This is a genomic window from Streptomyces sp. NPDC088915 (assembly GCF_044749825.1).
GTDB lineage: Bacteria > Actinomycetota > Actinomycetes > Streptomycetales > Streptomycetaceae > Streptomyces.
In genome coordinates this window covers 548,474-571,521 of sequence record NZ_JBIVIR010000001.1, presented here as the reverse complement: position 1 = coordinate 571,521, position 23,048 = coordinate 548,474, and the positions used below count along the sequence as shown (strand labels likewise).

Below are 23,048 nucleotides of genomic sequence, written 5' to 3'. Positions count from 1 at the left end.
GGGACGTTCGACCGAGACCGGCCCCATCGCGTACGAAGAGAGGGCGCCCCCGCGACGGGGGCGCCCTCTCTTCGTACGTTCTGCGCGGATCAGCCCGCGAGCAGCTTCTTCACGGCGGCGGCGACCCGGCCGCCCTCGGCCCGGCCGGCCACCTTCGGGTTCACGATCTTCATGACGGCGCCCATGGCGCGCGGCCCCTCGGCGCCCGCGGCCTTCGCCTCCTCGACGGCCGCCGCGACGATCCCGTCGAGCTCCTCGTCGCCGAGCTGCTTCGGCAGGTACGCGTCGAGGAGGAGGCCCTCGGCCCGCTCCCGCTCGGCGGACTCGGGGCGACCGCCCTGGGCGAAGGCGTCCGCGGCCTCGCGGCGCTTCTTCGCCTCCTTGGCGATCACCTTCTGCACCTCGTCGTCGGAGAGCTCGCGCTTGGTCTTGCCCGCGACCTCCTCCTTGGTGATCGCGGTGATGGTCAGCCGCAGGGTCGAGGAGCGCAGTTCGTCGCGCTCCCTGATCGCGGCGTTGAGGTCGTCCTGGAGCTTCGCCTTGAGCGTGGTCATGACCCAAGTGTGGCAGGTGCCGCACCCCCACCGCCCGCGCATTTCCCTCGCACGGGTCTGCGACGATGGGGGGATGCGCGCACGGTACGGGATCCCCCTGAAGATCACGGCAGGTCTCACGGCGACGGCCGCGGCCGGACTCGTCTACGCGGCGGGCTTCGAAGCCCGCTCCTTCCGGCTCCGCCGGGTGACGGTCCCGGTCCTCCCCCGGGGCATGGGCGACCTGCGGGTCCTCCAGGTCTCCGACATCCACATGGTGAGCGGACAGGGCAAGAAGCGGGCCTGGCTCCAGTCGCTCGCCGGGCTCCGCCCGGACTTCGTCGTCAACACCGGCGACAACCTCTCCGACCCCGAGGCGGTGCCGGAGGTCCTGGACGCGCTCGGGCCGCTGATGGAGTTCCCGGGCGTGTACGTCTTCGGCTCGAACGACTACTACGGCCCGAAGCTGCGCAACCCCGCCCGCTACCTCCTGGAGAAGGCGCAGGGCCGCCACGGGCTCAACGGCAACAAGCCGGCCGTCGGGGCCGTCCACAATCCCTGGGAGGGGATGCGGGACGCCTTCGACGCGGCGGGCTGGGTGGACCTCACCAACACGCGGGGCCGGCTGAAGCTGTCGGGGGCCGAGCTGGCGTTCACCGGCCTGGACGACCCGCACATCAAGCGCGACCGGTACGAGCGGGTGGCGGGCGGCCCGGACCCGGACGCCGACTTCACGGTGGGCGTGGTCCACGCCCCGTACCTGCGCTCCCTGGACGCCTTCACGGCGGACGGCTACGAGCTGGTCCTGGCCGGGCACACCCACGGCGGCCAGCTCCGCGTCCCCCTCTACGGGGCGCTCGTCACCAACTGCGACCTGGACACGGACCGGGCGCAGGGCCTCTCCACCCACACGGCCGGGGGCCACACGTCCTACCTGCACGTCTCGGCGGGCTGCGGCACCAACCGCTACACCCCGGTCCGCTTCGCCTGCCCCCCGGAGGCCACCCTCCTCACCCTGACGGCCCGCCCCTGACCCCGGGGCGGCGCCCCCGAATACCGGATTTCGCCTCAGCGCGCGCGTGGGCTAAAGTAATCGATGTCGCCGCGACGTGAACACACAGAGCAGCGACATCGGGGTGTAGCGCAGCTTGGCAGCGCGCTTCGTTCGGGACGAAGAGGTCGTGGGTTCAAATCCCGCCACCCCGACAGCCGAAATAGCAGGTCAGGCAGTTACTGAATTCAGTAGCTGCCTGACCTGTTTCTGTTTCCGGACGGTCCGGGCGGGTGGCCGTGGGGGCGGGCCACGGCCCGCCCCCGGGTTCCGTCAGATCACCGGCGGGCGGCCCAGCCGTGTCATGCGCAGGACCGTGGACCAGCGGATCGGGGTGCGGGGGCCCGCCGGGCGGCGGATGCCCTCGGCGAAGCCGGCGAGCCAGGCTCCGAGGCCCGGGAGGGAGCGGGTGCGGGCCAGGGTGAGGAGGGTCCAGACGCCGAGGTAGACGGGGACGAGGAGGGCCGGGAGGTTGCGCTTGGCCAGCCAGACGCGGTTGCGGGCGGTCATGCGGTGGTAGACGGCGTGCCGGGCCGGGCTGGTCTTCGGGTGCTGGAGGAGGAGCTTCGGCTCGTAGACGACCTTCCAGCCCGCGTCGAGGGCCCGCCAGGCGAGGTCCGTCTCCTCGTGGGTGAAGAAGAACTCCTCCGGCCAGCCGCCGATCTCGTCGAGCATCCGCATCGACAGGCCGTGGCCGCCGCCGAGGAAGGTCGTCACCTCGCCGCCGCGCAGGGGGTCCTTCGCCCCGAGGCGGGGCACGTGGCGGCGCTGGGTCTCGCCGTTCTCGTCCGCGATCCGGAACGAGACGACGCCGAGCGCCGGGTCCCCGTCGTACAGGTCCGCGAGGCGGCGGAAGACGTCCCGGTCGACGAGGAGGCCGTCGTCGTCGAGGTCCACCACCACGTCCACGTCGCCGAAGGCACGGAGCGTGTCGAGCGCGACGTTCCGGCCGCCCGTCACCCCCCGGTTCTCCGGGAGTTCGACCCCGGTCACGCCCTCGGGCAGCTCCGGGAGCGAGCCCGTGCCGTTGCCGACGACCACGATCCGGGCGGCCTTCTCGTCCTGGTCCGCCACCGCGTCGAGCAGCGCCCGCAGTTCGGTCGGGCGCGTGCCCATCGTCAGTACCGCCACACCCACGCGCGGTCGCGCCACGGTCCGCTCCGTTCCCTGTTCACCGAAGGCCCTCGAAGAGTCCCGAAGGCCTTTTCGGGCGCGATGCTAGCCGCACACCGACACCTTCCGTTCATCCGCACCACAGGTGTCGTGCACCGCGGGGGCGTTCGGAGGGGGAGCGCGGCGAGGAGCGCGAGCGCGCGGCTCTACGCTGGTTCCCTTCCGTCAGGTTGATCGATCTTCGAAAGGGTGGTCTCCAGGTGCTGGTCGCGGACCGATATCGGCTTCACGTGTGTATCGGCCGGGGCGGCATGGGCGAGGTGTGGCAGGCCACCGACGAGGTCCTCGGCCGGGCCGTGGCCGTGAAGCTGATGCTGGCGAACGCGGCCGACCCCTCCGCGGGCGACCGGTTCCGCCTGGAGGCGCAGACCGCCGCCCGGCTGAGCCACCCGCACGTGGTGGGCGTCTTCGACTTCGGCACGTGGGACGGGAAGCTGTTCCTCGTCATGGAGCTGGTCGAGGGCGACAGCCTCGCCGGAAGCCCCTCCGACCCCCTGGTCCTGCCGCCCGAGCGGGTCGCCGTGGTCGCCGCGCACGCCGCCGCCGGGCTCGCGGCCGCGCACCGGCAGGGCGTGGTGCACCGGGACATCAAGCCGGGAAACCTGCTCATCGACGCCGAAGGGACGGTGAAGCTCGCCGACTTCGGCATCGCCCGCTTCGTCGACGATCCCTCCGCCGCACTCACGACGACCGGTCAGATCGTGGGCACCGGGCTCTACCTGGCGCCCGAGCGGGCCCTCGGGCAGCCCGCCTCGTCCGCCTCCGACGTGTACTCCCTGGGCTGCGTGCTCTACCAACTGCTGACCGGGAGACCCCCGTTCCGCGCGGACACCGCGACCGCCCTGCTGTACCAGCACATCGACACCCCGCCGACGCCGCCCGCGCACCTCGGGGTCGCGCTGCCGCCCGAGTTCGAGTCGTACCTGCTGAGCCTGCTCGCGAAGCAGCCGGAGCAGCGACCCTCCGCCCAGGCCATCGCCGACTGGTTCTCCTCCGGCGCCTGGCGCTCCTACCGGCAGGCCCCGCCCGCTCCCGCGCCGCACCGCCCCGCGCCGCTGCCCCGGCACGTGCCCGCCCCCACCCCGCCGCCGATGACCAGACCCGCCGCGCCCGTCTCCCGGCGCCGCGAGCGCCCGGCCGCCACCGGGGGGCTCGCGGAGCTCTCCCGGCGCCGCCCGCGCAAGACGGCCGCCGTGGCCGGCGGCATCGCCTTCGTGGTCTTCCTGATCATCGGCATGGTCTGGCTCTCCTGAGCCCCCGGAGCACGTCAGTACGCCCTCGGCGCCATCACCAGCGGGTCCCCCTCGTCCCCCGGGATCAGCAGACAGCGCGGTACTCCGGGGCCCGCGGCCACCCGTACGGTCACCGTCGTCGGCGGCTCGGTCGGCAGTCCGACCGGGAGGGCGACCTGCCGCTCGTGGCCGATCTCGACCCGGGCGGTCTCCTTGCCGTCGACGAGGACGTCGACGACCGCCGAGTGCCCCGTCTCCACGGTCACGGAGACCGAGTGCCCGAGGTGGTCGATGTGGAAGTGGTGCCGTCGTCCCATGGGTCACCTCCGTACCCACCAGAGTAGGTACGCCGCGGGCCTTCCGCCCCTCCCCGGCCCGGCGTGCGGGTCCCGGGGTCCGGTGGTCAGATGGATCCGGTACGCGTCCGAGCACACGTACACGTACACGCCCGCGCACACGTCCACCCACACGTCCGCGCCGAACGGAGCACCCCGCCCATGAGCGACACCCTCCCCCCGTTCGAGGACACCACCGACTTCGAGAACGCCGACCGGGGCTTCCTCGCCGCCCTCGTCCCCGGTACGGTCACGGACGCCGCCGGGCGGACCGTCTGGGACGGCGACGCCTACCGCTTCCTGGAGGCGGACCGCCCCGACACCGCGCACCCCGGCCTCTGGCGCCAGTCGCGGCTCTGCGCCCGGCAGGGGCTCTACGAGGTCACCGAGGGCATCTACCAGGTGCGGGGCCTCGACCTGTCGAACATGACGCTCGTCGAGGGCGAGCGCGGGGTCGTCGTCATCGACCCGCTGATCTCCACGGAGACCGCCGCAGCGGCGCTCGCGCTCTACCGGGAGCACCGCGGCGACCGCCCCGTCACCGGCCTGGTCCACACCCACTCGCACGGCGACCACTTCGGCGGCGCCCGGGGCGTCCTGCCCCACGGCACCGAGGAGGGCGTGCCGGTCCTCGCCCCGGCCGGCTTCCTGGAGCACGCCGTCAGCGAGAACGTGTACGCGGGCAACGCCATGACCCGCCGGGCGGCCTACATGTACGGGGCGAACCTGCCGAAGGCGCCGGACGCCCAGATCGGCGCCGGGCTCGGGCAGACGACGTCCACCGGCACCATCAGCCTGATCCCGCCGACCGTGGACGTCACGGAGACCGGCCAGGAGGAGACGGTCGACGGCGTGCGGATGGTCTTCCAGCTCACGCCGGGCACCGAGGCCCCGGCCGAGATGAACTTCCTCTTCCCCGATCGCCGCGCCCTGTGCCTGGCCGAGAACGCCACCCACACCCTGCACAACGTCCTGACCCTGCGCGGGGCGGTCGTCCGGGACGCCCGGATCTGGGCCGCGTACCTCGACGAGGCGATCGAGTACTTCCACGGGCGGTACGACGTCGCCTTCGCCTCCCACCACTGGCCGACCTGGGGCCACGACGAGGTGGTGCGGTTCCTGACCGAGCAGCGCGACCTCTACGCGTACCTGCACGACCAGACGCTGCGGCTGCTCAACGAGGGCCTCACCGGGCCGGAGATCGCCGAGACGATCGAACTGCCGCCGGCGCTCGCCCGCGCCTGGCACGCGCGCGGGTACTACGGCTCCCTGAGCCACAACGCGAAGGCGGTCTACCAGCGCTACCTGGGCTGGTTCGACGGCAACGCGGCCCACCTGTGGGAGCACCCGCCGGTCGAGCTCGCCAAGCGGTACGTGGCGGTGGCGGGCGGGCCCGCCGAGACCCTCGCCAAGGCACGCGCGTACGTGGAGGAGGGCGACCTGCGGTTCGCCGCGACCCTCCTGAACCACCTGGTCTTCGCCACCGCGCCGGAGGTTCCCGTCGGCGAGGAGCGGCCGGCGAGCGCGGTGCACGAGGAGGCCAAGGAGGTCCTCGCCGGGGTCTACGAGCGGCTGGGGCACGGCTCCGAGAACGGCCCCTGGCGGAACTTCTACCTCACTTCGGCGCAGGAGCTCCGGGAAGGGGCGGGGGGCGAGGTGATCGACACGACCAACCCGGAGATGGCGGCGGCCCTCACCGTCCCCATGCTGATCGACTCGATCGCCGTCGCGATCGACGGGCCGCGCGCCTGGGACGACGACCTGACCGTCGACCTGGTCCTGACGGACGACCCCGTGGGCGAGCGGCGGCGGCTCACCCTGCACAACGGCGCCCTCACCCACCGGGCGGTCGCCGAACCCCGGACGCCCGCCGGACTCACCATGACCCTGTCCAAGCAGCAGCTCCTCGGCCTGCTCGCCGGGCAGGGGCCCGGGGAGCTCGGGGTCGGGGTGAAGGGCGACCCCGCCCTGTTCGCCCGCCTCCTCTCGTACGTGACGAAGCCGGACCCGCTGTTCCCGATCGTCACCCCGTAACTACCCGACGGGGCCCCGGGAAGACGCCGGAGGTCCCTGAGAGGACCCTGAAAAGCTCCCGGGGAGGCCCTTAGGGCTCCTCCGAGAGGGCGAACAGGCCCAGGCGGGCGCCCTCTTCGCACGCCCGGCGCAGCTCCTCCGCGCCGAGCGCCTCCCGCAGGGCCCGCTCGCTGCGCCGTCGCGCCGTCGCGCTGGAGGCCGCCGGACGGTACGCCTCGCCGAAGACGGAGGACCGCAGCACGTCCACGGCGCCCAGGAGGTGGGCGGCGGAGACGGGCCTGCCGGTCGTGGTCCGCAACTCCGCGAGGAGCTCGGCCGCGCAGGACGCGCCCGCCGCCGAGCCGAGCGCCAGATGGCCGCGGAGCGCCCGCCGGGCGTGGTCGACGGCCCTCCCCCGCTCCCCGTCCCAGGCGAGGAGCTCGGCACGCGCGTGGTGCGCCCAGGCGTCGGCCCACAGGTCCCGACCCGCCCAGGCCCACCGCCCCGTCCGTTCGAGCGGCAGCCGGTCCAGGGCCTCCTGCGCTGCCTCCGGGTCGGTGCGGGCGAGGGCGAGCGCGAGCCCGGCCCAGCCCATCTCGCGGCCGGGGCCGAAGTCCGGGGGCTCCTCCGTCAGGGCCAGCGCCTCCCGGAACTCGGCCGCCGCCGCGCGCGTGCGCCCCTGGTGCAGGGCGGTGGAGCCGCGCAACTGGGCGAGCAGGCCCAGACACCGGTCGTCGCCGTCCCGTACGGCCGCCGCCCAGGCCTGGACGAGGAGCGGGTCGGCGTCCTCGGGGCGGCCCGACTCCAGCTCCAGGTGGGCGGCGAGCCACAGGGCGCGGGCCGGCGGCGGGCCCGGGTGCAGGGCGAGGGCGTGCCGCAGCCGGGTCCGGCCCTCGGCGACCCGACCGCAGGCCACCCACAGGAACCACAGGGAGACCGCGATCTCGACGGACGTGCCGGCCTCGGCGCTCGGGGACAGCGGCGCGTTCGTGGGGTCCATGGCGGCGGCCAGGTCGGGGAGTTCCCGCAGGGCGAGGTCGCGGGCGTCGAGCTGCCGGCCGCTCTGCCACCGGTCGGCGGCCCGCCGGGCGAGCCGGGCGCACCACCTGCGGTGGCGCAGGACGACGGACCGGCGGTCGCCGCGTTCGGTGAGCCTGCGGGCGCCCACCGCGCGCATGGGGTGCGGCATCCAGTAGCGGGGCGCGTCCTCCTCGCCGTCGAAGAGGTCGTCGACGGGCAGGAGCGCGAGGGGGGCGAGCCGGTCGAGGACCGCCGTGACCCGGGCCGGGGGGAGCGTGCCGGAGGCGCACACCTCGCGGACGGCGTCCCGGCCGAAGGTGCCCTCGAAGACGGAGAGCCGCTCCCACAGGAGCCGTTCCTCCGGGTCGCAGCGGTCGTATCCGCTCTCGGCGGCGGCGAGTTGGCCTGCGGTCACCGGTTCGCCCCACAGCAGCTCGGTCTCCGGGGGAGCCCCGGACCCGACGCCTCCGGCGCCCTCGGCGCCCCCGAGGCGCCCCGCGCCCCCGGTGTCCCCGATCCCCCCGGCGTTCCCCCTGTTCCCTCTGTTCCCGATGCTCCGGACGTGTCCGGTCGTGCCGACGGCCGGTGTTCCGGCCGGGCGACCGGACGGACGTCCGTTCCCCCGCAGGTGCCTCGTCATCCCCGCCCTTCCCTGCTCGTCCTGCTTACGCGCGCGTGGGGACGTCACGGTCGGCCGTGTCCGTGCGTTGTGCCCGACGTCATGGCGGAGGCCACCGTCAGGGGATTGAATGCACGTGCCCCGGTGCACATCCTGGGGCGCCCCGGAACCCATGGGAGGGGTTTTCCGGGGATCGGCCAAGGAGGCACATGGATACCGGGGAATCCGTCCTGGGAGAGGCGGATCTGGCGCTGATCCACGCACTGCAGATGGCTCCGCGCGCCAGTTGGACCCAGCTCTCGGCCGTCCTGGAGGCGAGCCCCGACACCCTCGCCCGGCGCTGGGAACACCTCAGCGGCAAGGGCTACGCCTGGAGTTCCCTGCTCGCCGCCCGGCGCGGCAAGGACGCCACCCTGTACGCGTGGGTGGAGCTGGAGTGCGTCGCCGGGGACATCGAGGCGACCGCGGGCGAGCTCTCGGAGGACCCCTGCACCCTCGGCGTCCACCAGGTGACCGGCGACGCCGACCTGGTGCTGCTCGTCGCCTCCCCCGACCTCTACGCCCTCGACGGCTACCTCGCCGGGCGGGTGCGGCGCCTGCCCGGGGTGGTCCGGTGCCGCGCGCAGGTCGTCACGCGGCTGCACAACCGCCCGTACCGGTCGCGGATCGACCAGCTCACCCCCGGGCAGGTCCAGCACCTCACGGAGCTGACGGGCGGGAAGCAACAGGGCAGGTCCCCCGCGCGCGCGTACCCGTACGTCACCGACCTGGACCGGCGGATCGTCGCGGAGCTGGCGGGGGACGCCCGCCGCAGCGCCGCCGAGCTCGCCCGGCAGTGCGGTACGAGCGAGTCGACGGTACGGCGCAGGCTGGACGTCCTGACGGCGGCCGGCGCGTTCCACCACCACTGCCTGCCCGCGCCGCGCTTCTCCGGGCGCCCGGTGTGGGCGCTGGTGACGGCGGACATCCCGCCCGTCGAGGTGCCGGAGGCGGTCGCCGCGCTCGGCCGGCTGCGCCAGACCCGGCTCGTCACCTCGGTCACCGGACCGCACAACCTGGCGCTCGCGATGTGGCTCCGTACCGTCGACGAGCTGCACGAGGTGACGGCGGCGCTCGTCCGGGCCGCGCCGGCGCTGCGGATCACGGGCACCTCGCTGTCGCTGCGCACGCACAAGATCGGGGCGCAGGTCCTCGGCCCGGACGGCCGCCGGACGCACCACGTGCGCCCGAGGGACACGGCCTGAGGCCGGGGAGCGGCCCGCCGGATCAGGCCGGGCGGCTCAGACCGGTCGCTCGGGTCGGCCGGCTCAGGCCGGGCGGGTCAGGCCGGGCAGGTCAGGCCGGGCAGGTCAGGCCGGGCGGGTCGCCTTGAGCGAGTACATCAGGGGGACGCGGGGGCGGTCCGCCGGGAAGCGGTAGTAGCCGTCCTCGTGCCGCTGGAGGGTGCCGTAGCGGGGGAAGAGCGAGACGTCGTGCTCGTGCAGGAAGTCGATCCGCAGGCCCGCCCGCGCGAGCGCCGTGACGACCTCGCCGACCGGGTGGACCCACTCCACGCTGCGGTTGTGGACGGTGGTGGCGTCGAGGTCGGCGTACGTGCCCGGGGTGGTGTCCACCCACGGGTCGCGGACGAAGTAGTCGTGCACGATCCGGCTGCCGGTCTCGTCGTCGAGCGAGTCGGTCAGCGGGTGGAACTCGGCCAGGTAGAGGAAGCCGCCGGGGGCGACGAGCGAGGCGGCGGTCTCCGCCCAGCGCTCGACGTCGGGCAGCCAGCACAGCGCCCCGCCGCCGGTGTAGACGACGTCGTACGAGCTGTCGGGGACGGCCTCGGCCGCGTCGTACACGTCGGCGGCGACGAAGGCGGCCCGGTCCTGCGTGAGGCCCAGGTCGGCGGCGAGCGCGCGGGCGGTCTCGACGGCCGGCTCGGAGAAGTCCAGGCCGACGACGTGGGCGGCGCCCCGCCGGGCCCAGGAGAGGGTGTCCAGGCCGATGTGGCATTGGAGGTGGAGCAGGGTCCGCCCGGTGACGTCCCCGACCTCCGCGAGCTCGAAGTCCCGCAGGGCGTCCTTGCCCGCGCGGAAGGCGTCGAGGTCGTAGAAGGAGCCGGCCGCGTGGATCGGGACGCGCTCGTCCCAGCGCGCCCGGTTGGCCTCGCGCCAGTCCTCGGGGGTCGGAGAGTACATGTCGGCGAGGTTATCCACAGGCTGCGGAGGACGCGACCCGGTTGTCCGCCGCCCGGAGCATGATGGGTGCCATGACTGAGAGCAAGAACGCCGAGAGTCCCGAGAACGCCGAGAGCCCCGACGTGCCCGTCTGGGAGCAGCGCTTCCGCGCGCCCCGCGTCTCCCTGCCCGAGTGGGCCGAGGAGGCGCCGGACCGCTCGCTGTTCGTGTCCAACGCGACGGGGACGTACGAGCTGTACGCGTGGGACCGGGCGACCGGGGAGCAGCGGCAGGTCACGGACCGGCCGAACGGCACGACGGACGGGACGCTGTCCCCGGACGGCGAGTGGGTCTGGTGGTTCGCGGACACCGACGGGGACGAGTTCGGGGTGTGGATGCGGCAGCCGTTCGCGGGCGGCGCGGACGAGCCGGCCGTGCCGGGCCTGGCCCCCTCCTACCCGGCGGGGCTCGCCATCGGCCGGGAGGGCACGGTCGTGGTGGGCCGCTCCACGGACGAGGAGGGCTCGACGGTCCACCTCGTACGGCCCGGGGCCGGCGCCCCGGTCGAGATCTACCGCCACCGGGAGTCGGCCGGGGTCGGCGACCTGTCGTACGACGGCTCGCTGGTCGCGGTCGAGCACACCGAGCACGGGGACGCGATGCACTCGGCGCTCCGGGTCCTGCGCGCCTCGGACGGGAGCGCGGTCGCGGAGCTCGACGACACCAAGGGCGGTACGGAGGAGCTGGGCCTCGCGGTCCTGGGCTTCGCCCCGGCCGCCGGGGACACCCGGCTGCTCGTCGGCCACCAGCGGCGCGGGCGCTGGGAGCCGATGCTCTGGGACGTGGCGACGGGCGCCGAGACCGATCTGCGGCTCGACCTGCCGGGCGACGTGTCGGCGGAGTGGTACCCGGACGGCTCGGGCCTGCTGATCGTGCACGGCTTCGAGGCCCGCAGCGAGCTGTGGCGGTACGAGATCGCCACCGGCGCCCTGGTGCGGGTGGAGACCCCGGCCGGTTCGGTGTCGAGCGCGACGGCCCGGCCGGACGGCAGCGTGGAGTACCTGTGGTCCTCGGCCGCCGAGCCGCCGGTGGTGCGCTCCACGGACGGCGGGATCGTCCTGGACCCGCCCGGCCCGAAGGCGCCGCCGTCGCTGCCGGTGGAGGACGTGTGGGTGGAGGGCCCCGGCGGCAGGGTCCACGCGCTCGTGCAGCGCCCGGCGGAGGGCGAGGGCCCGTTCCCGACGGTCTTCGAGGTGCACGGCGGCCCGGCCTGGCACGACAGCGACGCCTTCGCGTCGGGCCCGGCGGCCTGGCTGGACCACGGGTACGCGGTGGTGCGGGTCAACTACCGGGGCTCGACGGGGTACGGCCGGGAGTGGACGGACGCGCTGAAGCACCGGGTCGGTCTGATCGAGCTGGAGGACGTCGAGGCGGTCCGGGAGTGGGCGGTGACGAGCGGGCTCGCGGACCCGGAGCGGCTCGTCCTCTCCGGCGGCTCGTGGGGCGGCTACCTGACCCTCCTCGGGCTCGGCACCCGGCCGGACGCCTGGGCGGTCGGCCTCGCGGCGGTGCCGGTCGCGGACTACGTGACGGCGTACGAGGACGAGATGGAGGCCCTGAAGGCACTGGACCGCACCCTCCTGGGCGGCTCCCCGGAGGAGGTGCCCGAGCGGTACGCGGCCTCGTCGCCGCTGACGTACGTGGACGAGGTGAAGGCCCCGGTGCACATCTCGGCCGGCGTCAACGACCCGCGCTGCCCGATCCGCCAGATCGACAACTACGTCGACCGGCTGGCGGCCCGGGGCGCGGTCCACGAGGTGTACCGGTACGACGCGGGGCACGGCTCCCTGGTGGTGGAGGAGCGGATCAAGCAGGTCGCCCTGGACCTGGCGTTCGCCGCGAAGCACCTGGGGACCCGGCCGGTCTAGGGGGTGTCCGGCCTTGATCCGCCGGACGGGCCCCGGGCCCCGATCCGCCGGACAGGTCCTGGTCGGGCACCCGGGCGACGGGGGGTCGAGCGGACTTGCGTACCGTGGGGGGCGTGTACCGGTTCCTGAACACTCCCCGCTGGTGGGGGATCAACCTCTTCGTCCTCCTCGCGATCCCGTTCTGCGTCTTCATGGGGACCTGGCAGCTGGGCAAGTTCGAGGACCGCGTCGACTCCCACCAGGAGGCGGAGGAGCGGCCCGCCCCGAGCGCGGCGAAGGCCGAGCCGCTGGACGTGCTGCTCCCGGTGGACCAGGAGACCTCGGGCCGCACGGCCGAGGCGCGCGGCCGGTTCGGGGAGCAGTTCCTCGTGCCGGGCCGCGAGCTGGACGGCCGGACCGGCTCGTACGTCCTGACGATGCTGCGGACGGACGGCGGCCGGTCCCTGCCGGTGGTCCGGGGCTGGCTCCCCGAGGGCGGGCGGGCGCCCGCCCCGCCGTCCGGCGAGGTCACGGTGGTGGGCGCGCTCCAGGCCTCGGAGAACCAGGGGTCGAAGGGCGTGAACGCGGCGGGCGGGCTGCCCGAGGGGCAGCTCGGCATGATCAGCGCGGCGTCCCTGGTCAACGTGGTGACGGACGACGTCTACGACGCCTGGATCACCCTCGTGGACTCCCCCGCCGGGCTCACGCCGGTCCCGGCGGCGGCCGCCGCGGGCACGGGCCTGGACGCGAAGGCGTTCCAGAACCTCGGCTACACGGCGGAGTGGTTCGTCTTCGCCGGCTTCGTGCTCTTCATGTGGTTCCGGCTGGTGCGCCGCGAGGCGGAGGCCTCCCGGGACGCGGCGCTGGGCCTGTAGGGGCCGACGCCCGGACCGGGGCCGGTTCGGGGCCCGGGACCCGGCCGGGGCCGACCCCCGGAAAGGCCCTCAGGAGGCGCCGAGGAGGCCGGTGCGGTAGACCGTGCCGGAGCAGGCGTCGGGGACGACGGTCGACAGCGAGGGGCCGCCGCCCTCCGCGGTGTGGCTGACCACGACGCTGCCGTCCGCCGGTCCGCCGTCCTCCAGGAGAAGCTGGGCCGCCGGTCCGCCGTCGGCCGCCGGGCCCGGCTCCGGGCTGCCGCCGGTGCCGCCGGAGTCCGGGACCGTGCTGGGGTCGGGGGCGTCCGTCGGCTCGGTCGGGGCGGGCGTCGGGGGCGGTGTGGTCGGCGGTTCGACGGGGGTGGTCGGCGTCGGGGTGGGCGTGCCGCCGGTCGTCGGACAGGTCTCGCTCGGCACCCAGACGAACTTCACCTCGTAGGAGCCGTTCGGCTTCAGGAGGAGCCGGGAGGACTCCTGCGAGGGGTCGGGCAGTCCGCCGCCCGCGTCGCCGGAAGTGTGCCGGACCACCGAGACGCGTCCGGGGTCGGTCGCTCCCCGGGCCGCGAGGCCGACGGTGCCGGCGCCCTCCACGACACAGGGGGTGCCGGAGACGTTGACGACGCGGAAGCTGCCGTACACCTTGCCCTCGGCGTCGGGTCCGCCGGCCTGCGCGCCGCCGGAGCCGAGCCGGCCGGACGTGCAGCGGGCGATGCCGACGGCGTCCAGTGCGCCCTCCGGGACCGCGCCGGAGGCGTCTGCGTCGGGCCGCTCCGGCTTGCCGGAGGGGCCGTCGGCCGCGCCCTGCCCGCCGTCCCCGCTCGGGGAGACGCTGCTCGCGGGGGGCGTGGCACTCCGGCCGCCCTCGACGCCGGTCTCGGTGCCGGTGCCGCCCTGGGACTCCTCGCCGTGGCCGACGTTGACGGGGCTGGCGGTGGTGGTGCCCTCCGAGGAGGCGACGTGCACGAAGGCCGGGACGGCCGTTCCGATGAGGACCGCGGCGGCCGCGGCGCCCACGACGGCCTGCCGCTTGCGGGCGCGGCGGGCGGGCACGGCGCGGCGCAGGTGCTCCAGCGAACCGAGGGAGGGTTCCAGTCCTCCCACGGCGCCGTGGAGCATCCGCCGCAGCGCCAGCTCCTCGTCCCCGTCGCCCTCGCCGGGCCCGGGCTCGGTGTTCACCATGCGCTGTCCACTCAGATCGTCACGTTCGTCTCGGGCACGGGCTCCGGGGCCCCCGGCGACCTTACGGCCTCCGGCGCCCCCGTCGCCCCCGGTCTCCCCGTCACTCCGGGGCTCCGCCCCGCGTTCCCCGTGTCCCCCGCGTCCCTCGGGCTCCCCGGTCTCCTCGTGGTCATCGGCGTCCACCCCATGCCCCTCGGGCTCTCCGGCGTCCGCCCCGCGTCCCCCGGGCTCCCCGGGCTCCCCGGGCTCTCCGGCGTCCGCCCCGCGTCCCCCGGACTCTCCGGGCTCCCCGGGCTCTCCGGCGTCCGCCCCGCGTCCCCCGGACTCTCCGGACTCCCCGGGCTCCCCGGGCTCTCCGGAGGCCCCGGACGCGCGGCGTCCCCCGGGCTCCCCGGATCCGCCGTGCTCCTCGGCCTCCCCGCCGCCCCCGGCGCCCGCCCCGCGTTCCTCCGGCTCTCCGGAGTCCCCGGAGTCCCCGGACTCCCCGTGGTCCTCGGCGCGGTCGCCGGCCGGTGTGCCGGCCTCGGTGGTCTCGTGGCCCCCGGGGGCCACCGCGTCCTCGGCGGAGGCCCGCTCCTCGGGGGTCCTGCCCTTCTCTCCGCGCGCCCCGCTCACGACGTCGCTCCCATCGCGACGCGCAGGGCCGCCATGCCCCGCGAGCCGTACGCCTTCACCGAGCCCAGGGATATCCCCAGCGTCTCGGCGACCTGGACCTCGGTCATGTCCGCGAAGTACCGCAGGACGAGGACCTCGCGCTGGCGCCGCTGGAGCCCGCGCATCGCCTTGATCAGGTCCTCGCGCTCCAGCTGGTCGTACGCCCCCTCCTCCGCGCTCGCCATGTCCGGCATCGGCTTCGAGAGCAGCTTGAGGCCGAGGATGCGGCGGCGCAGCGCGGACCGGGAGAGGTTCACGACGGTCTGGCGCAGGTAGGCGAGCGTCTTCTCCGGCTCACGGACCCGCTTGCGGGCCGAGTGGACGCGGATGAACGCCTCCTGGACCACGTCCTCGCAGGAGGCCGTGTCGTCGAGGAGCAGCGCGGCGAGGCCGAGGAGCGACCGGTAGTGGGCGCGGTAGGTCTCGGTCAGGTGGTCGACGGTGGTGCCGACGGCCGGGGCGCCCTCGTCGCTCGTGCGGGGCGACGGAATGCCTGTCACCCGGGGAGGCCGGGAGTCGGTGGGCACGGGGGCGATCACCGGCATTCCGCCGAGGGCCCGCGGTCGCCGGAAGGGGGCGACGACGGGGCCGCGCGCGGGAACGGCGACGCCGCTCCGTGCGGGGAGCAACGCCGTGCCCCCGCGGCGCAGCGGGGCGATGGTCGCGATGTCGAGTACCTCTGCCACGCCTGTTGGACACGCCTACCCCCGGCAGGGTTGTACGCGCTCGCCGTCGTTTTCGACGGCGGGTTGTTCGTCCTCATGCGTAACCGTTCTCCCCCGATGCCCCGCTTTCACAGCGCGCCCGACGCCACACGCCCATGGGTGTCCACGGAGACGCGCCCCGCCCAACTACTGGTTGCAGCAAGGGGGAAGTGCATCGTCGTCCAGGACATCGTCGCAGTTCAAGGGATATCTGACGCCTTTTTGCTCACAGGTCGTTCACAGATCACACAAATCCATGACACGCGACTCCCCCCGGGCGGACGGCCGGAGCCGCCGCACGGGGGGAGTCGCGGAAGAACCGGGGCCGGAGCCCGGGCGGGGTCAGCGCCCGGTGCCCCCGTAGACCACGGCCTCGTCCGAGTCGCTGTCCAGGCCGAAGGCGGTGTGGACGGCGCGCACGGCCTCGTTGACGTCGTCGGCGCGGGTGACGACCGAGATGCGGATCTCGGAGGTCGAGATCAGCTCGATGTTCACGCCCGCGTCGGAGAGCGCCCGGAAGAAGTCCGCGGTGACGCCCGGGTTGGTCTTCATGCCGGCGCCGACCAGCGAGATCTTGCCGATCTGGTCGTCGTAGCGCAGCGAGTCGAAGCCGATCGCGCCCTTCGCCTTCTCCAGGGCGTCGATGGCCTTGCGGCCCTCGGCCTTGGGGAGGGTGAAGGAGATGTCCGTGAGGCCGGTGGAGGCGGCGGACACGTTCTGGACGATCATGTCGATGTTGATCTCGGCGTCCGCGACGGCGCGGAAGATGGCCGCGGCCTCGCCCGGCTTGTCCGGCACGCCGACGACGGTGATCTTCGCCTCGGAGGTGTCGTGGGCGACACCCGAGATGATGGCCTGCTCCACCTTGGAGTCCCCTGTCGGTTCGTTGCTGACCCACGTGCCCTGGAGTCCGGAGAAGGACGACCGGACGTGGATCGGGATGTTGTAACGGCGCGCGTACTCGACGCAGCGGTGCAGCAGCACCTTGGAGCCGGAGGCGGCGAGCTCCAGCATGTCCTCGAAGGAGATCCACTCGATCTTCTTCGCCTTCTTCACCACGCGCGGGTCGGCGGTGAACACGCCGTCGACGTCGGTGTAGATCTCGCAGACCTCGGCGTCGAGCGCGGCGGCCAGCGCGACGGCGGTCGTGTCCGAGCCGCCGCGGCCGAGCGTGGTGATGTCCTTCTTGTCCTGGGACACGCCCTGGAAGCCGGCGACGATGGCGATGTTGCCCTCGTCGAGGGCGGTGCGGATCCGGCCCGGCGTGACATCGATGATGCGCGCCTTGTTGTGGACCGAGTCGGTGATGACACCGGCCTGGCTGCCCGTGAACGACTGGGCCTCGTGGCCCAGGTTTTTGATCGCCATGGCCAGCAGGGCCATGGAGATCCGCTCCCCGGCGGTCAGCAGCATGTCGAATTCGCGGCCGGAAGGAATCGGGGATACCTGTCCGGCGAGATCGATCAGCTCGTCCGTCGTGTCGCCCATCGCGGAAACCACGACGACCACCTGGTGGCCGTTCTTCTTGGCGTCCACGATCCGCTTGGCGACGCGCTTGATGCCTTCGGCATCGGCAACGGAGGAGCCTCCGTACTTCTGCACGACAAGGCCCACGTGCGCTCCTCGCTCAGTCTGTGCCGCAGCCCGCGCTGCGATCGGCTCAGTCTAACGAGGGACTCGAAAACGCCTACGAGGTATCGCATGGTGAGACGAGTCGCTCAACAGGTGATCACCCGGCCGGAACGGACCGGAAAGCCGGGTCAGCTCTTCAGCGACCGCAGCCCCAGCGGCCCCGCGATCTCCTGGAGCATCACCCGGCCCGCCTCCTCCGCGAGGTCGTCCTCGCCCAGGTCCTCGTCGGTGTCGAGGCCGTCCAGGGCCGCGAGCGGCTGGTCGAGGCGGACGTGGGCGACGAGGGACTGGAGGGCGCGGAGGGTGGCCGAGGCGGTCGGGCCCCAGTTGGAGAAGTACGAGAACTGCCACCACCACAGGGCCTCGCTGGTCCGGCCCGCCCGGTAGTGGGCCAGGCCGTGGCTCAGGTCGGCGACGATGTCGGCCAGGTTGTCGGAGATCCGGGCCGGGACCGGGGCCTTGCGGGGCTCGTACGGGTCGAAGACCTCCGAGAAGACGTCGACCGGGTCCAGGAGGGCGGCGAACCGCTCGCGCAGGTCGTCCGCGTCCGGCTCCGGACCGGTGTCCGTCTCGTACCGCTCGTCCGGGAGGATGTCCTCGTGGGCGCCGAGCCGCCCGCCCGCCAGGAGGAGCTGGGAGACCTCCAGGAGCAGGAAGGGGACCGTGCTGCCCGGCTCGTCGCCCTTGGCCACCTCGGTGGTCGCGACGATGAAGCTCTCGATGGAGTCGGCGATCTGGACCGCGAAGTCGTCGGGGTCCTGCGTGACGGAGTGCAGTGTGGGGTCAGACATCGAGCTGCCTTCCTCGGAGCACCCACGCGTGGGCTAGGTCGTCATACATCCAGCAGCCTCCGGCCCTCGAAGGCGCGGCCCAGGGTCACCTCGTCGGCGTACTCCAGGTCGCCGCCGACCGGGAGGCCGCTCGCGAGCCGGGTGACCCGCAGGCCCATGGGCTTGATCATCCGCGCCAGGTACGTCGCGGTGGCCTCGCCCTCCAGGTTCGGATCGGTCGCGAGGATCAGCTCGGTGACCGCGCCGTCCGCGAGCCGCGCGAGCAGCTCGCGGATGCGCAGGTCGTCCGGGCCGACGCCCTCGATGGGGCTGATCGCGCCGCCGAGGACGTGGTAGCGGCCGCGGAACTCCCGCGTCCGCTCGATCGCCACGACGTCCTTGGGCTCCTCGACCACGCAGATGACGGACAGGTCCCGGCGCGGGTCCCGGCAGATGTTGCACTGCTCCTGCTGTGCCACGTTGCCGCAGACCGCGCAGAACCTGACCTTCTCCTTGACCTCCAGGAGCGCGTGCGCGAGCCGACGGACGTCCGTCGGCTCCGCCTGGAGGACGTGGAAGGCGATCCGCTGCGCGCTCTTGGGACCGACGCCGGGCAGCCTGCCCAGTTCGTCGATGAGGTCCTGAACCACGCCTTCGTACAACGGAACGCCCTTCTCGGGGTGCTTGATTCTTACGGTAGTGGCTGGGGCCGGGCCTTAGAAGCCCCGGGGGAACGGCGCCGCGGCCGAGGTCCCGAAAGCCGGGGCCTCAGAAGCCGAGGCCCGGCATGCCGCCCATGCCCTGGGCCAGCGGGCCCAGCTTGGCCTGCTGGAGCTGCTGCGCGTTGTCGTTGGCGGCCTGCACGGCGGCGACGATCAGGTCGGCCAGCGTCTCGGTGTCCTCCGGGTCGACCGCCTTGGGGTCGATCACCAGGCCGCGCAGCTCGCCGGAGCCGGTCACGGTCGCCCTGACCAGGCCGCCGCCCGCCTGTCCGTCGACCTCGGTCGCCGCGAGCTCCTCCTGGGCGCGGGCGAGGTCCTGCTGCATCTTCTGGGCCTGCTGGAGAAGCTGCTGCATGTTGGGCTGGCCACCACCGGGAATCACGGTCACTCCTGAGGGTCGGTGCGTCTGGTCGGTCCGTCCGGTCCATATGTCCGGTCGGTACGCCGAGCCTACGTGGTCCCCGCCCGCCCTGCCTCCATCACTCTTTCGAGTGAGAAACTGCGGGCTCCCCTACCTGATCAACACCCACTTGTGGGCGGAAATCCCGGGATTCCGGGCCCGTCGCCCTCCATTCGGCGGTAGGAAGGGCAGGCACCACGTGCACCGCACGTCACAGAAGGACACGAGCGACACGAGCAAGACGAGCGCCGAGCGGAACAGAGGCGCTGGGCCGAACAGAGGAGTCCCCCGGTGAGCCAGCAGCCGGAGATGCAGCCGCCGGGGCACCCCGGGGGAGACGTCCACCCCGAACCGACCGGTCGTCCCGGTCCGGCCGGCCGTGCCCCGTCCGGCCGCGACCTGACCGGCAGGGCCTTCCCCCTGGGGGACTGGGGCGAGCCCGCCGAGCGGCTCGACGAGCTGTACCGCTGGGTGGAGGCGAACGCGCTGCGCACCGCCGAGTGGTACCTGTCCGACCGGGTCTGGAAGCGCCGCGCCGCCCGCCTCCTGCGGATCGGCACCGCCGTCGGGGTGATCGCGGGCGCCGCGCTGCCGCTGCTCGACCTGACCGGGGTCGCGGCGGGCACGGCCGGCTGGGGCTACCTGTCGCTGCTGCTCGGCGCCGCCTGCCTGGCCTGCGACCGGTACTTCGGGGTGACGTCGGGCTGGATAAGGGACGTGGCGACGGCCCAGGCGGTGCAGCGGCGCCTCCAGGCGCTCCAGTTCGACTGGGCCTCGGAGAGCGTCCGGGAGGTCCTGGGGCCCACGGAGGGCACCGCCAGCGAGGCGGCCGAGCGCTGTCTCGGCGTGCTGCGCCGCTTCTCGGAGGACGTGACGGAGCTGGTACGGGCGGAGACCGCCGACTGGATGGTCGAGTTCCGCTCGGGCCCCGCGCCGCTCGCGCTCCAGTCGGTCGGCGTGGTGCCGTCCCGGCCGGAGAGCGTCCAGCCGCCCGGGGGCGGCCGCTTCCCGCTGCCGCCGGGCACCCGGCCGAACATGCCGCGCCAGCGGCCCCCGGAGGCCCGCTGAGGCCCCTCCGGGGGCGCCGGGCCCGAAGGGGTCAGCTCAGGATGATCATCGAGCCCTGGGCCAGGCTCCGGGTCGCCGCCGCGTGCAGCCCCAGCCACACGTGGCGCTCCCGGGCGAAGGGCCCCTGGTCGTACGGGCCGGGGCCGACGGCCGGCTCCTCCAGGGCGGTCGGCCGCTCCGGCGGCAGCGGGGCGGCCGGCGGGTTCGCCGGGTCGATGCCGATCGAGGGCGCCACGAACTGGAGCTCCCGCAGCAGCCCGTGCGAGGAGCCGAGCGGCCCGCCGCCCTCCAGGAGCTCGTCGCTGGCGAGCGGCACCGGGAAGTCGACCGGGACGTACGCGCCCGCGTGGTCGTAGTGCCAGACCAGGTGCGACTGCTGGGCGGTCGTCTCGAACATCTCCAGGAGCTGTTCGTAGTCCCCGCCGAGCTCGCCGACCGGCTCGACCGGCAGCCCGTGCACCTGGAGCAGGTAGGCGCGGCGCAGGAAGTGCAGGGCCTCGTAGTCGAAGCCGGCGACCGGGGCGACGTCGCCGGAGAGCCCCGGCATGTACGCGTAGACGGGCACGGTCGGCAGGCCCGAGGCGGTGAGGACGGCGTCGTAGGCGGCGATCTCTTCGGCGAAGGGGTTGTCGGGGCTGTGGCACAGCACGTCGACGAGGGGGACCAGCCACAGGTCACAGGCCAAGGGAGGCTCGCTCTCCGTCAGTTGCAGGGACGGCCAGGGTAGTCGGATCGTCCGACGACGCCCACCCGCTGAGGACCTGCCCCCGGAGCCGCCCCCTCAACCCGCCGGACCCGCCCGGGACGACAGCCGGGTCCCGCCGCTCAGGCCCCTCCCCGGCGCTCCGGGCGCTCAAGGCGGTCCGCCCACTCCAGCGCGTGCGCGTTGTACTCCCGTACGACCGTCACGGCCGCCTCCGCGTCGCCGCGGGTGATCGCGTCGACGAGGTCCACGTGCCCGCCCCACAGCCAGCCCGTCAGGTCCCGCTCGGAGCGCAGGTGGGGGACGGAGAAGGCCCAGGCCTGGACGCGGAGGCGGTGTAGGAAGTCCGCGAGGTGGTCGTTGGCGGCGATCAGGCGCCCCAGCTCGCGCCAGTAGCGGATGTCGTAGCCGACGAGGACGTCCAGGTCCCCGGCGCGGGCCGCGCGCGCGGCGGCCTCGCCCCGGCGGCGCACGGAGACGAGCGCGACCCCGATGCCGGGCTCGGGGGCCGGGGGCCGGGGCGGGAGGGCGGTGGCGCGGCGGCGGAAGACGCCCTCGACGACGAGCATCCGGGCCTCGACCATCCGCCGGTAGTCGTCCACGGAGTACTGGTGGACGCGGAAGCCGCGGTGCTGGTCGGAGTCGAGGAGCCCCTGCGCGCAGAGGTCCACGAGGGCCTCGCGGACGGGCGTGGCCGAGACGCCGTACTGCTCGGCGATCTGCTTGACGGTGAACTCCCGTCCGGCCTTGAGGCGTCCCGCGAGCACCTCGTCACGCAGCGCGTCCGCGATCTGCTGTCGCAGGGTGCTGCGGGTGACGCCTCCGCTCGCGGGCATGGTGGTGGGTCCCCTCCGTCCGGCTCCGGACACCCTAGTCCAGACGGAGGGAACCTCTCCGGTACGCGTTCGGGCGGTGGTCTAGACCGTGTGCTCGTCGGCCACCGAGAGGGCCGCGTCCAGGGCCGCGAGGCCCTCCTTGGCCTCCGCCTCGGAGACGTTGCAGGCGGGCACGGCGTGGGTGCGGTTCATGTTCACGAAGGGCCACAGGCCGTTCTTCTTCGCGGCGGCGGCGAAGGCGGCCATGGGCGCGTTGGCCTCGCCGGCCGCGTTGTACGGGACGAGCGGCTCGCGCGTCTCCTTGTTCCTGACCAGGTCGAGCGCCCAGAAGACGCCGAGGCCGCGGACCTCGCCGACCGACGGGTGGCGCTCGGCCAGCTCGCGCAGGCCGGGGCCGAGGACGGTCTCGCCGATGTGCGCGGCGTGCTCGACGACCTTCTCGTCCTCCATCACCCGGATGGTGGCGACGGCGGCGGCACAGGCCAGCGGGTGACCGGAGTAGGTCAGGCCGCCGGGGTACGGGCGCTTGTCGAAGGTGGCGGCGATCTCGGCGCTGATGGCGACGCCGCCGAGCGGCACGTAGCCGGAGTTCACGCCCTTGGCGAAGGTCATCAGGTCGGGCACGACGTCGTAGTGCTCGGCGGCGAACCACTTGCCGGTGCGGCCGAAGCCGGCCATGACCTCGTCGAGGACGAAGACGATGCCGTACCTGTCGCAGATCTCGCGCACACCGGCGAGGTAGCCGGGCGGCGGGGTCATGATGCCGGCGGTGCCGGGGACGGTCTCCAGGATGATCGCGGCGACGGTCGCCGGACCCTCGAAGGCGATCGTGTCCTCCAGGTGCTGGAGGGCCCGCGCGCACTCCTCCGCCTCGGTGGTGGCGTAGAAGGGCGAGCGGTAGAGGAACGGCGCCCAGAAGCGCACGACGCCCGCGGTGCCGTTGTCGGAGGCCCAGCGGCGCGGGTCGCCGGTCAGGTTGATCGCGGTGGAGGTGGCGCCGTGGTACGAGCGGTAGGCGGAGAGCACCTTCGTGCGGCCCGTGTGCAGACGGGCCATGCGGACGGCGTTCTCGACGGCCTCGGCGCCGCCGTTGGTGAAGAAGATCTTGTCCAGGTCGCCCGGGGTGCGCTCGGCGATGAGGCGTGCGGCCTCGGAGCGGACGTCCACGGCGAAGGCGGGCGCGAAGGTGGCGAGCTTCCCGGCCTGCTCCTGGATCGCGGCGACGACCCGGGGGTGCTGGTAGCCGATGTTGGTGTAGACGAGGCCGCTGGTGAAGTCGAGGTAGCGGTTCCCGTCGTAGTCCCAGAAGTACGAACCCTCGGCGCCGGCGACGGCGAGCGGGTCGATCAGGCCCTGGGCGGACCAGGAGTGGAACACGTGGGCGCGGTCGGCGGCCTTGACGGCGGCGCCGGCCTGCGGATCGGGTGCGGCATGAGGGGTCATGCGCCCGAGGGTAAGGAACC

Annotated in this window: 21 protein-coding genes and 1 tRNA gene; 8 read left to right on the top strand and 14 right to left on the bottom strand. The window is 73.9% G+C overall.

What is annotated here, in order from left to right; genetic code table 11:
- Positions 1–89 precede the first annotated feature (89 nt).
- Positions 90–554, bottom strand: coding sequence for a GatB/YqeY domain-containing protein (locus ACIP5O_RS02765; RefSeq protein WP_356539234.1), 465 nt, complete (start codon positions 552–554; stop codon positions 90–92).
- Between the two features lie 73 nt (positions 555–627).
- On the opposite strand from ACIP5O_RS02765, the gene ACIP5O_RS02760 reads away from it, so the two are divergent.
- On the top strand, positions 628–1,566 hold the full coding sequence (locus ACIP5O_RS02760; RefSeq protein WP_401287720.1) for a metallophosphoesterase: 939 nt from the start codon (positions 628–630) through the stop codon (positions 1,564–1,566).
- A 99-nt stretch (positions 1,567–1,665) separates the two neighbouring features.
- Positions 1,666–1,739, top strand: a tRNA-Pro gene (locus ACIP5O_RS02755).
- 118 nt (positions 1,740–1,857) lie between these two features.
- On the opposite strand, the gene ACIP5O_RS02750 is transcribed toward ACIP5O_RS02755, so the two are convergent.
- Positions 1,858–2,736, bottom strand: a complete 879-nt coding sequence (locus ACIP5O_RS02750; RefSeq protein WP_401287717.1) for a glycosyltransferase family 2 protein — start codon at positions 2,734–2,736, stop codon at positions 1,858–1,860.
- 251 nt (positions 2,737–2,987) lie between these two features.
- On the opposite strand from ACIP5O_RS02750, the gene ACIP5O_RS02745 reads away from it, so the two are divergent.
- Entirely contained in the window at positions 2,988–4,010 is a 1,023-nt protein-coding gene (locus tag ACIP5O_RS02745; RefSeq protein ID WP_401287714.1) for a serine/threonine-protein kinase, read from the top strand.
- Between the two features lie 14 nt (positions 4,011–4,024).
- Here ACIP5O_RS02745 and ACIP5O_RS02740 read toward each other — a convergent pair whose 3' ends face one another.
- On the bottom strand, positions 4,025–4,306 hold the full coding sequence (locus ACIP5O_RS02740; protein WP_401287712.1) for a hypothetical protein: 282 nt from the start codon (positions 4,304–4,306) through the stop codon (positions 4,025–4,027).
- A 180-nt stretch (positions 4,307–4,486) separates the two neighbouring features.
- Here ACIP5O_RS02740 and ACIP5O_RS02735 point away from each other — a divergent pair, with 180 nt between their 5' ends.
- Positions 4,487–6,358 (top strand): alkyl/aryl-sulfatase, encoded by a 1,872-nt coding sequence (locus ACIP5O_RS02735; RefSeq protein WP_401287710.1) that lies wholly within the window; start codon positions 4,487–4,489, stop codon positions 6,356–6,358.
- A 70-nt stretch (positions 6,359–6,428) separates the two neighbouring features.
- On the opposite strand, the gene ACIP5O_RS02730 is transcribed toward ACIP5O_RS02735, so the two are convergent.
- Positions 6,429–7,772 (bottom strand): tetratricopeptide repeat protein, encoded by a 1,344-nt coding sequence (locus ACIP5O_RS02730; protein WP_401287707.1) that lies wholly within the window; start codon positions 7,770–7,772, stop codon positions 6,429–6,431.
- A 413-nt stretch (positions 7,773–8,185) separates the two neighbouring features.
- On the opposite strand from ACIP5O_RS02730, the gene ACIP5O_RS02725 reads away from it, so the two are divergent.
- A complete protein-coding gene (locus tag ACIP5O_RS02725; RefSeq protein WP_401287704.1) occupies positions 8,186–9,220 on the top strand; it encodes an Lrp/AsnC family transcriptional regulator in 1,035 nt (344 codons plus the stop codon).
- Between the two features lie 105 nt (positions 9,221–9,325).
- Here ACIP5O_RS02725 and ACIP5O_RS02720 read toward each other — a convergent pair whose 3' ends face one another.
- Positions 9,326–10,156: a class I SAM-dependent methyltransferase gene (locus tag ACIP5O_RS02720; protein WP_401287701.1), complete on the bottom strand. Its 831-nt coding sequence runs from the start codon at positions 10,154–10,156 to the stop codon at positions 9,326–9,328.
- Between the two features lie 71 nt (positions 10,157–10,227).
- On the opposite strand from ACIP5O_RS02720, the gene ACIP5O_RS02715 reads away from it, so the two are divergent.
- Both ACIP5O_RS02715 and ACIP5O_RS02710 read left to right on the top strand, forming a co-directional pair.
- Positions 10,228–12,063 (top strand): prolyl oligopeptidase family serine peptidase, encoded by a 1,836-nt coding sequence (locus ACIP5O_RS02715; protein ID WP_401287699.1) that lies wholly within the window; start codon positions 10,228–10,230, stop codon positions 12,061–12,063.
- Between the two features lie 113 nt (positions 12,064–12,176).
- Positions 12,177–12,917, top strand: a complete 741-nt coding sequence (locus ACIP5O_RS02710; protein WP_401287697.1) for an SURF1 family protein — start codon at positions 12,177–12,179, stop codon at positions 12,915–12,917.
- A 69-nt stretch (positions 12,918–12,986) separates the two neighbouring features.
- Here the strand turns inward: ACIP5O_RS02710 and ACIP5O_RS02705 are convergent, their stop codons facing one another.
- The 6 genes from ACIP5O_RS02705 to ACIP5O_RS02680 form a co-directional block, all read right to left on the bottom strand.
- Positions 12,987–14,096, bottom strand: coding sequence for a hypothetical protein (locus tag ACIP5O_RS02705; RefSeq protein WP_401287695.1), 1,110 nt, complete (start codon positions 14,094–14,096; stop codon positions 12,987–12,989).
- A 611-nt stretch (positions 14,097–14,707) separates the two neighbouring features.
- A complete protein-coding gene (locus tag ACIP5O_RS02700) occupies positions 14,708–15,436 on the bottom strand; it encodes a SigE family RNA polymerase sigma factor (RefSeq protein WP_401287693.1) in 729 nt (242 codons plus the stop codon).
- Positions 15,437–15,796: 360 nt separating this feature from the next.
- Entirely contained in the window at positions 15,797–17,068 is a 1,272-nt protein-coding gene (locus ACIP5O_RS02695; protein ID WP_030206060.1) for an aspartate kinase, read from the bottom strand.
- 146 nt (positions 17,069–17,214) lie between these two features.
- The gene (locus tag ACIP5O_RS02690) at positions 17,215–17,877 is read right to left on the bottom strand and encodes a DUF5063 domain-containing protein (protein WP_401287689.1); all 663 of its coding nucleotides are present in this window, start codon (positions 17,875–17,877) and stop codon (positions 17,215–17,217) included.
- A gap of 41 nt (positions 17,878–17,918) precedes the next feature.
- Positions 17,919–18,518 (bottom strand): recombination mediator RecR, encoded by a 600-nt coding sequence (recR, locus tag ACIP5O_RS02685; protein WP_356539260.1) that lies wholly within the window; start codon positions 18,516–18,518, stop codon positions 17,919–17,921.
- 106 nt (positions 18,519–18,624) lie between these two features.
- Entirely contained in the window at positions 18,625–18,960 is a 336-nt protein-coding gene (locus ACIP5O_RS02680) for a YbaB/EbfC family nucleoid-associated protein (RefSeq protein WP_356539262.1), read from the bottom strand.
- Between the two features lie 309 nt (positions 18,961–19,269).
- Here ACIP5O_RS02680 and ACIP5O_RS02675 point away from each other — a divergent pair, with 309 nt between their 5' ends.
- The gene (locus ACIP5O_RS02675; protein WP_401287685.1) at positions 19,270–20,046 is read left to right on the top strand and encodes an SLATT domain-containing protein; all 777 of its coding nucleotides are present in this window, start codon (positions 19,270–19,272) and stop codon (positions 20,044–20,046) included.
- A gap of 31 nt (positions 20,047–20,077) precedes the next feature.
- Here the strand turns inward: ACIP5O_RS02675 and ACIP5O_RS02670 are convergent, their stop codons facing one another.
- The 3 genes from ACIP5O_RS02670 to ACIP5O_RS02660 all read right to left on the bottom strand — a co-directional run bounded on the left by ACIP5O_RS02670 (position 20,078) and on the right by ACIP5O_RS02660 (position 23,028).
- Complete coding sequence (locus ACIP5O_RS02670; RefSeq protein ID WP_356539266.1) at positions 20,078–20,731, bottom strand: hypothetical protein; 654 nt, start codon at positions 20,729–20,731, stop codon at positions 20,078–20,080.
- Positions 20,732–20,871: 140 nt separating this feature from the next.
- The gene (locus ACIP5O_RS02665; RefSeq protein ID WP_401287682.1) at positions 20,872–21,585 is read right to left on the bottom strand and encodes a GntR family transcriptional regulator; all 714 of its coding nucleotides are present in this window, start codon (positions 21,583–21,585) and stop codon (positions 20,872–20,874) included.
- A gap of 81 nt (positions 21,586–21,666) precedes the next feature.
- A complete protein-coding gene (locus ACIP5O_RS02660) occupies positions 21,667–23,028 on the bottom strand; it encodes an aspartate aminotransferase family protein (RefSeq protein WP_401287680.1) in 1,362 nt (453 codons plus the stop codon).
- Between the last annotated feature and the right edge of the window lie 20 nt (positions 23,029–23,048).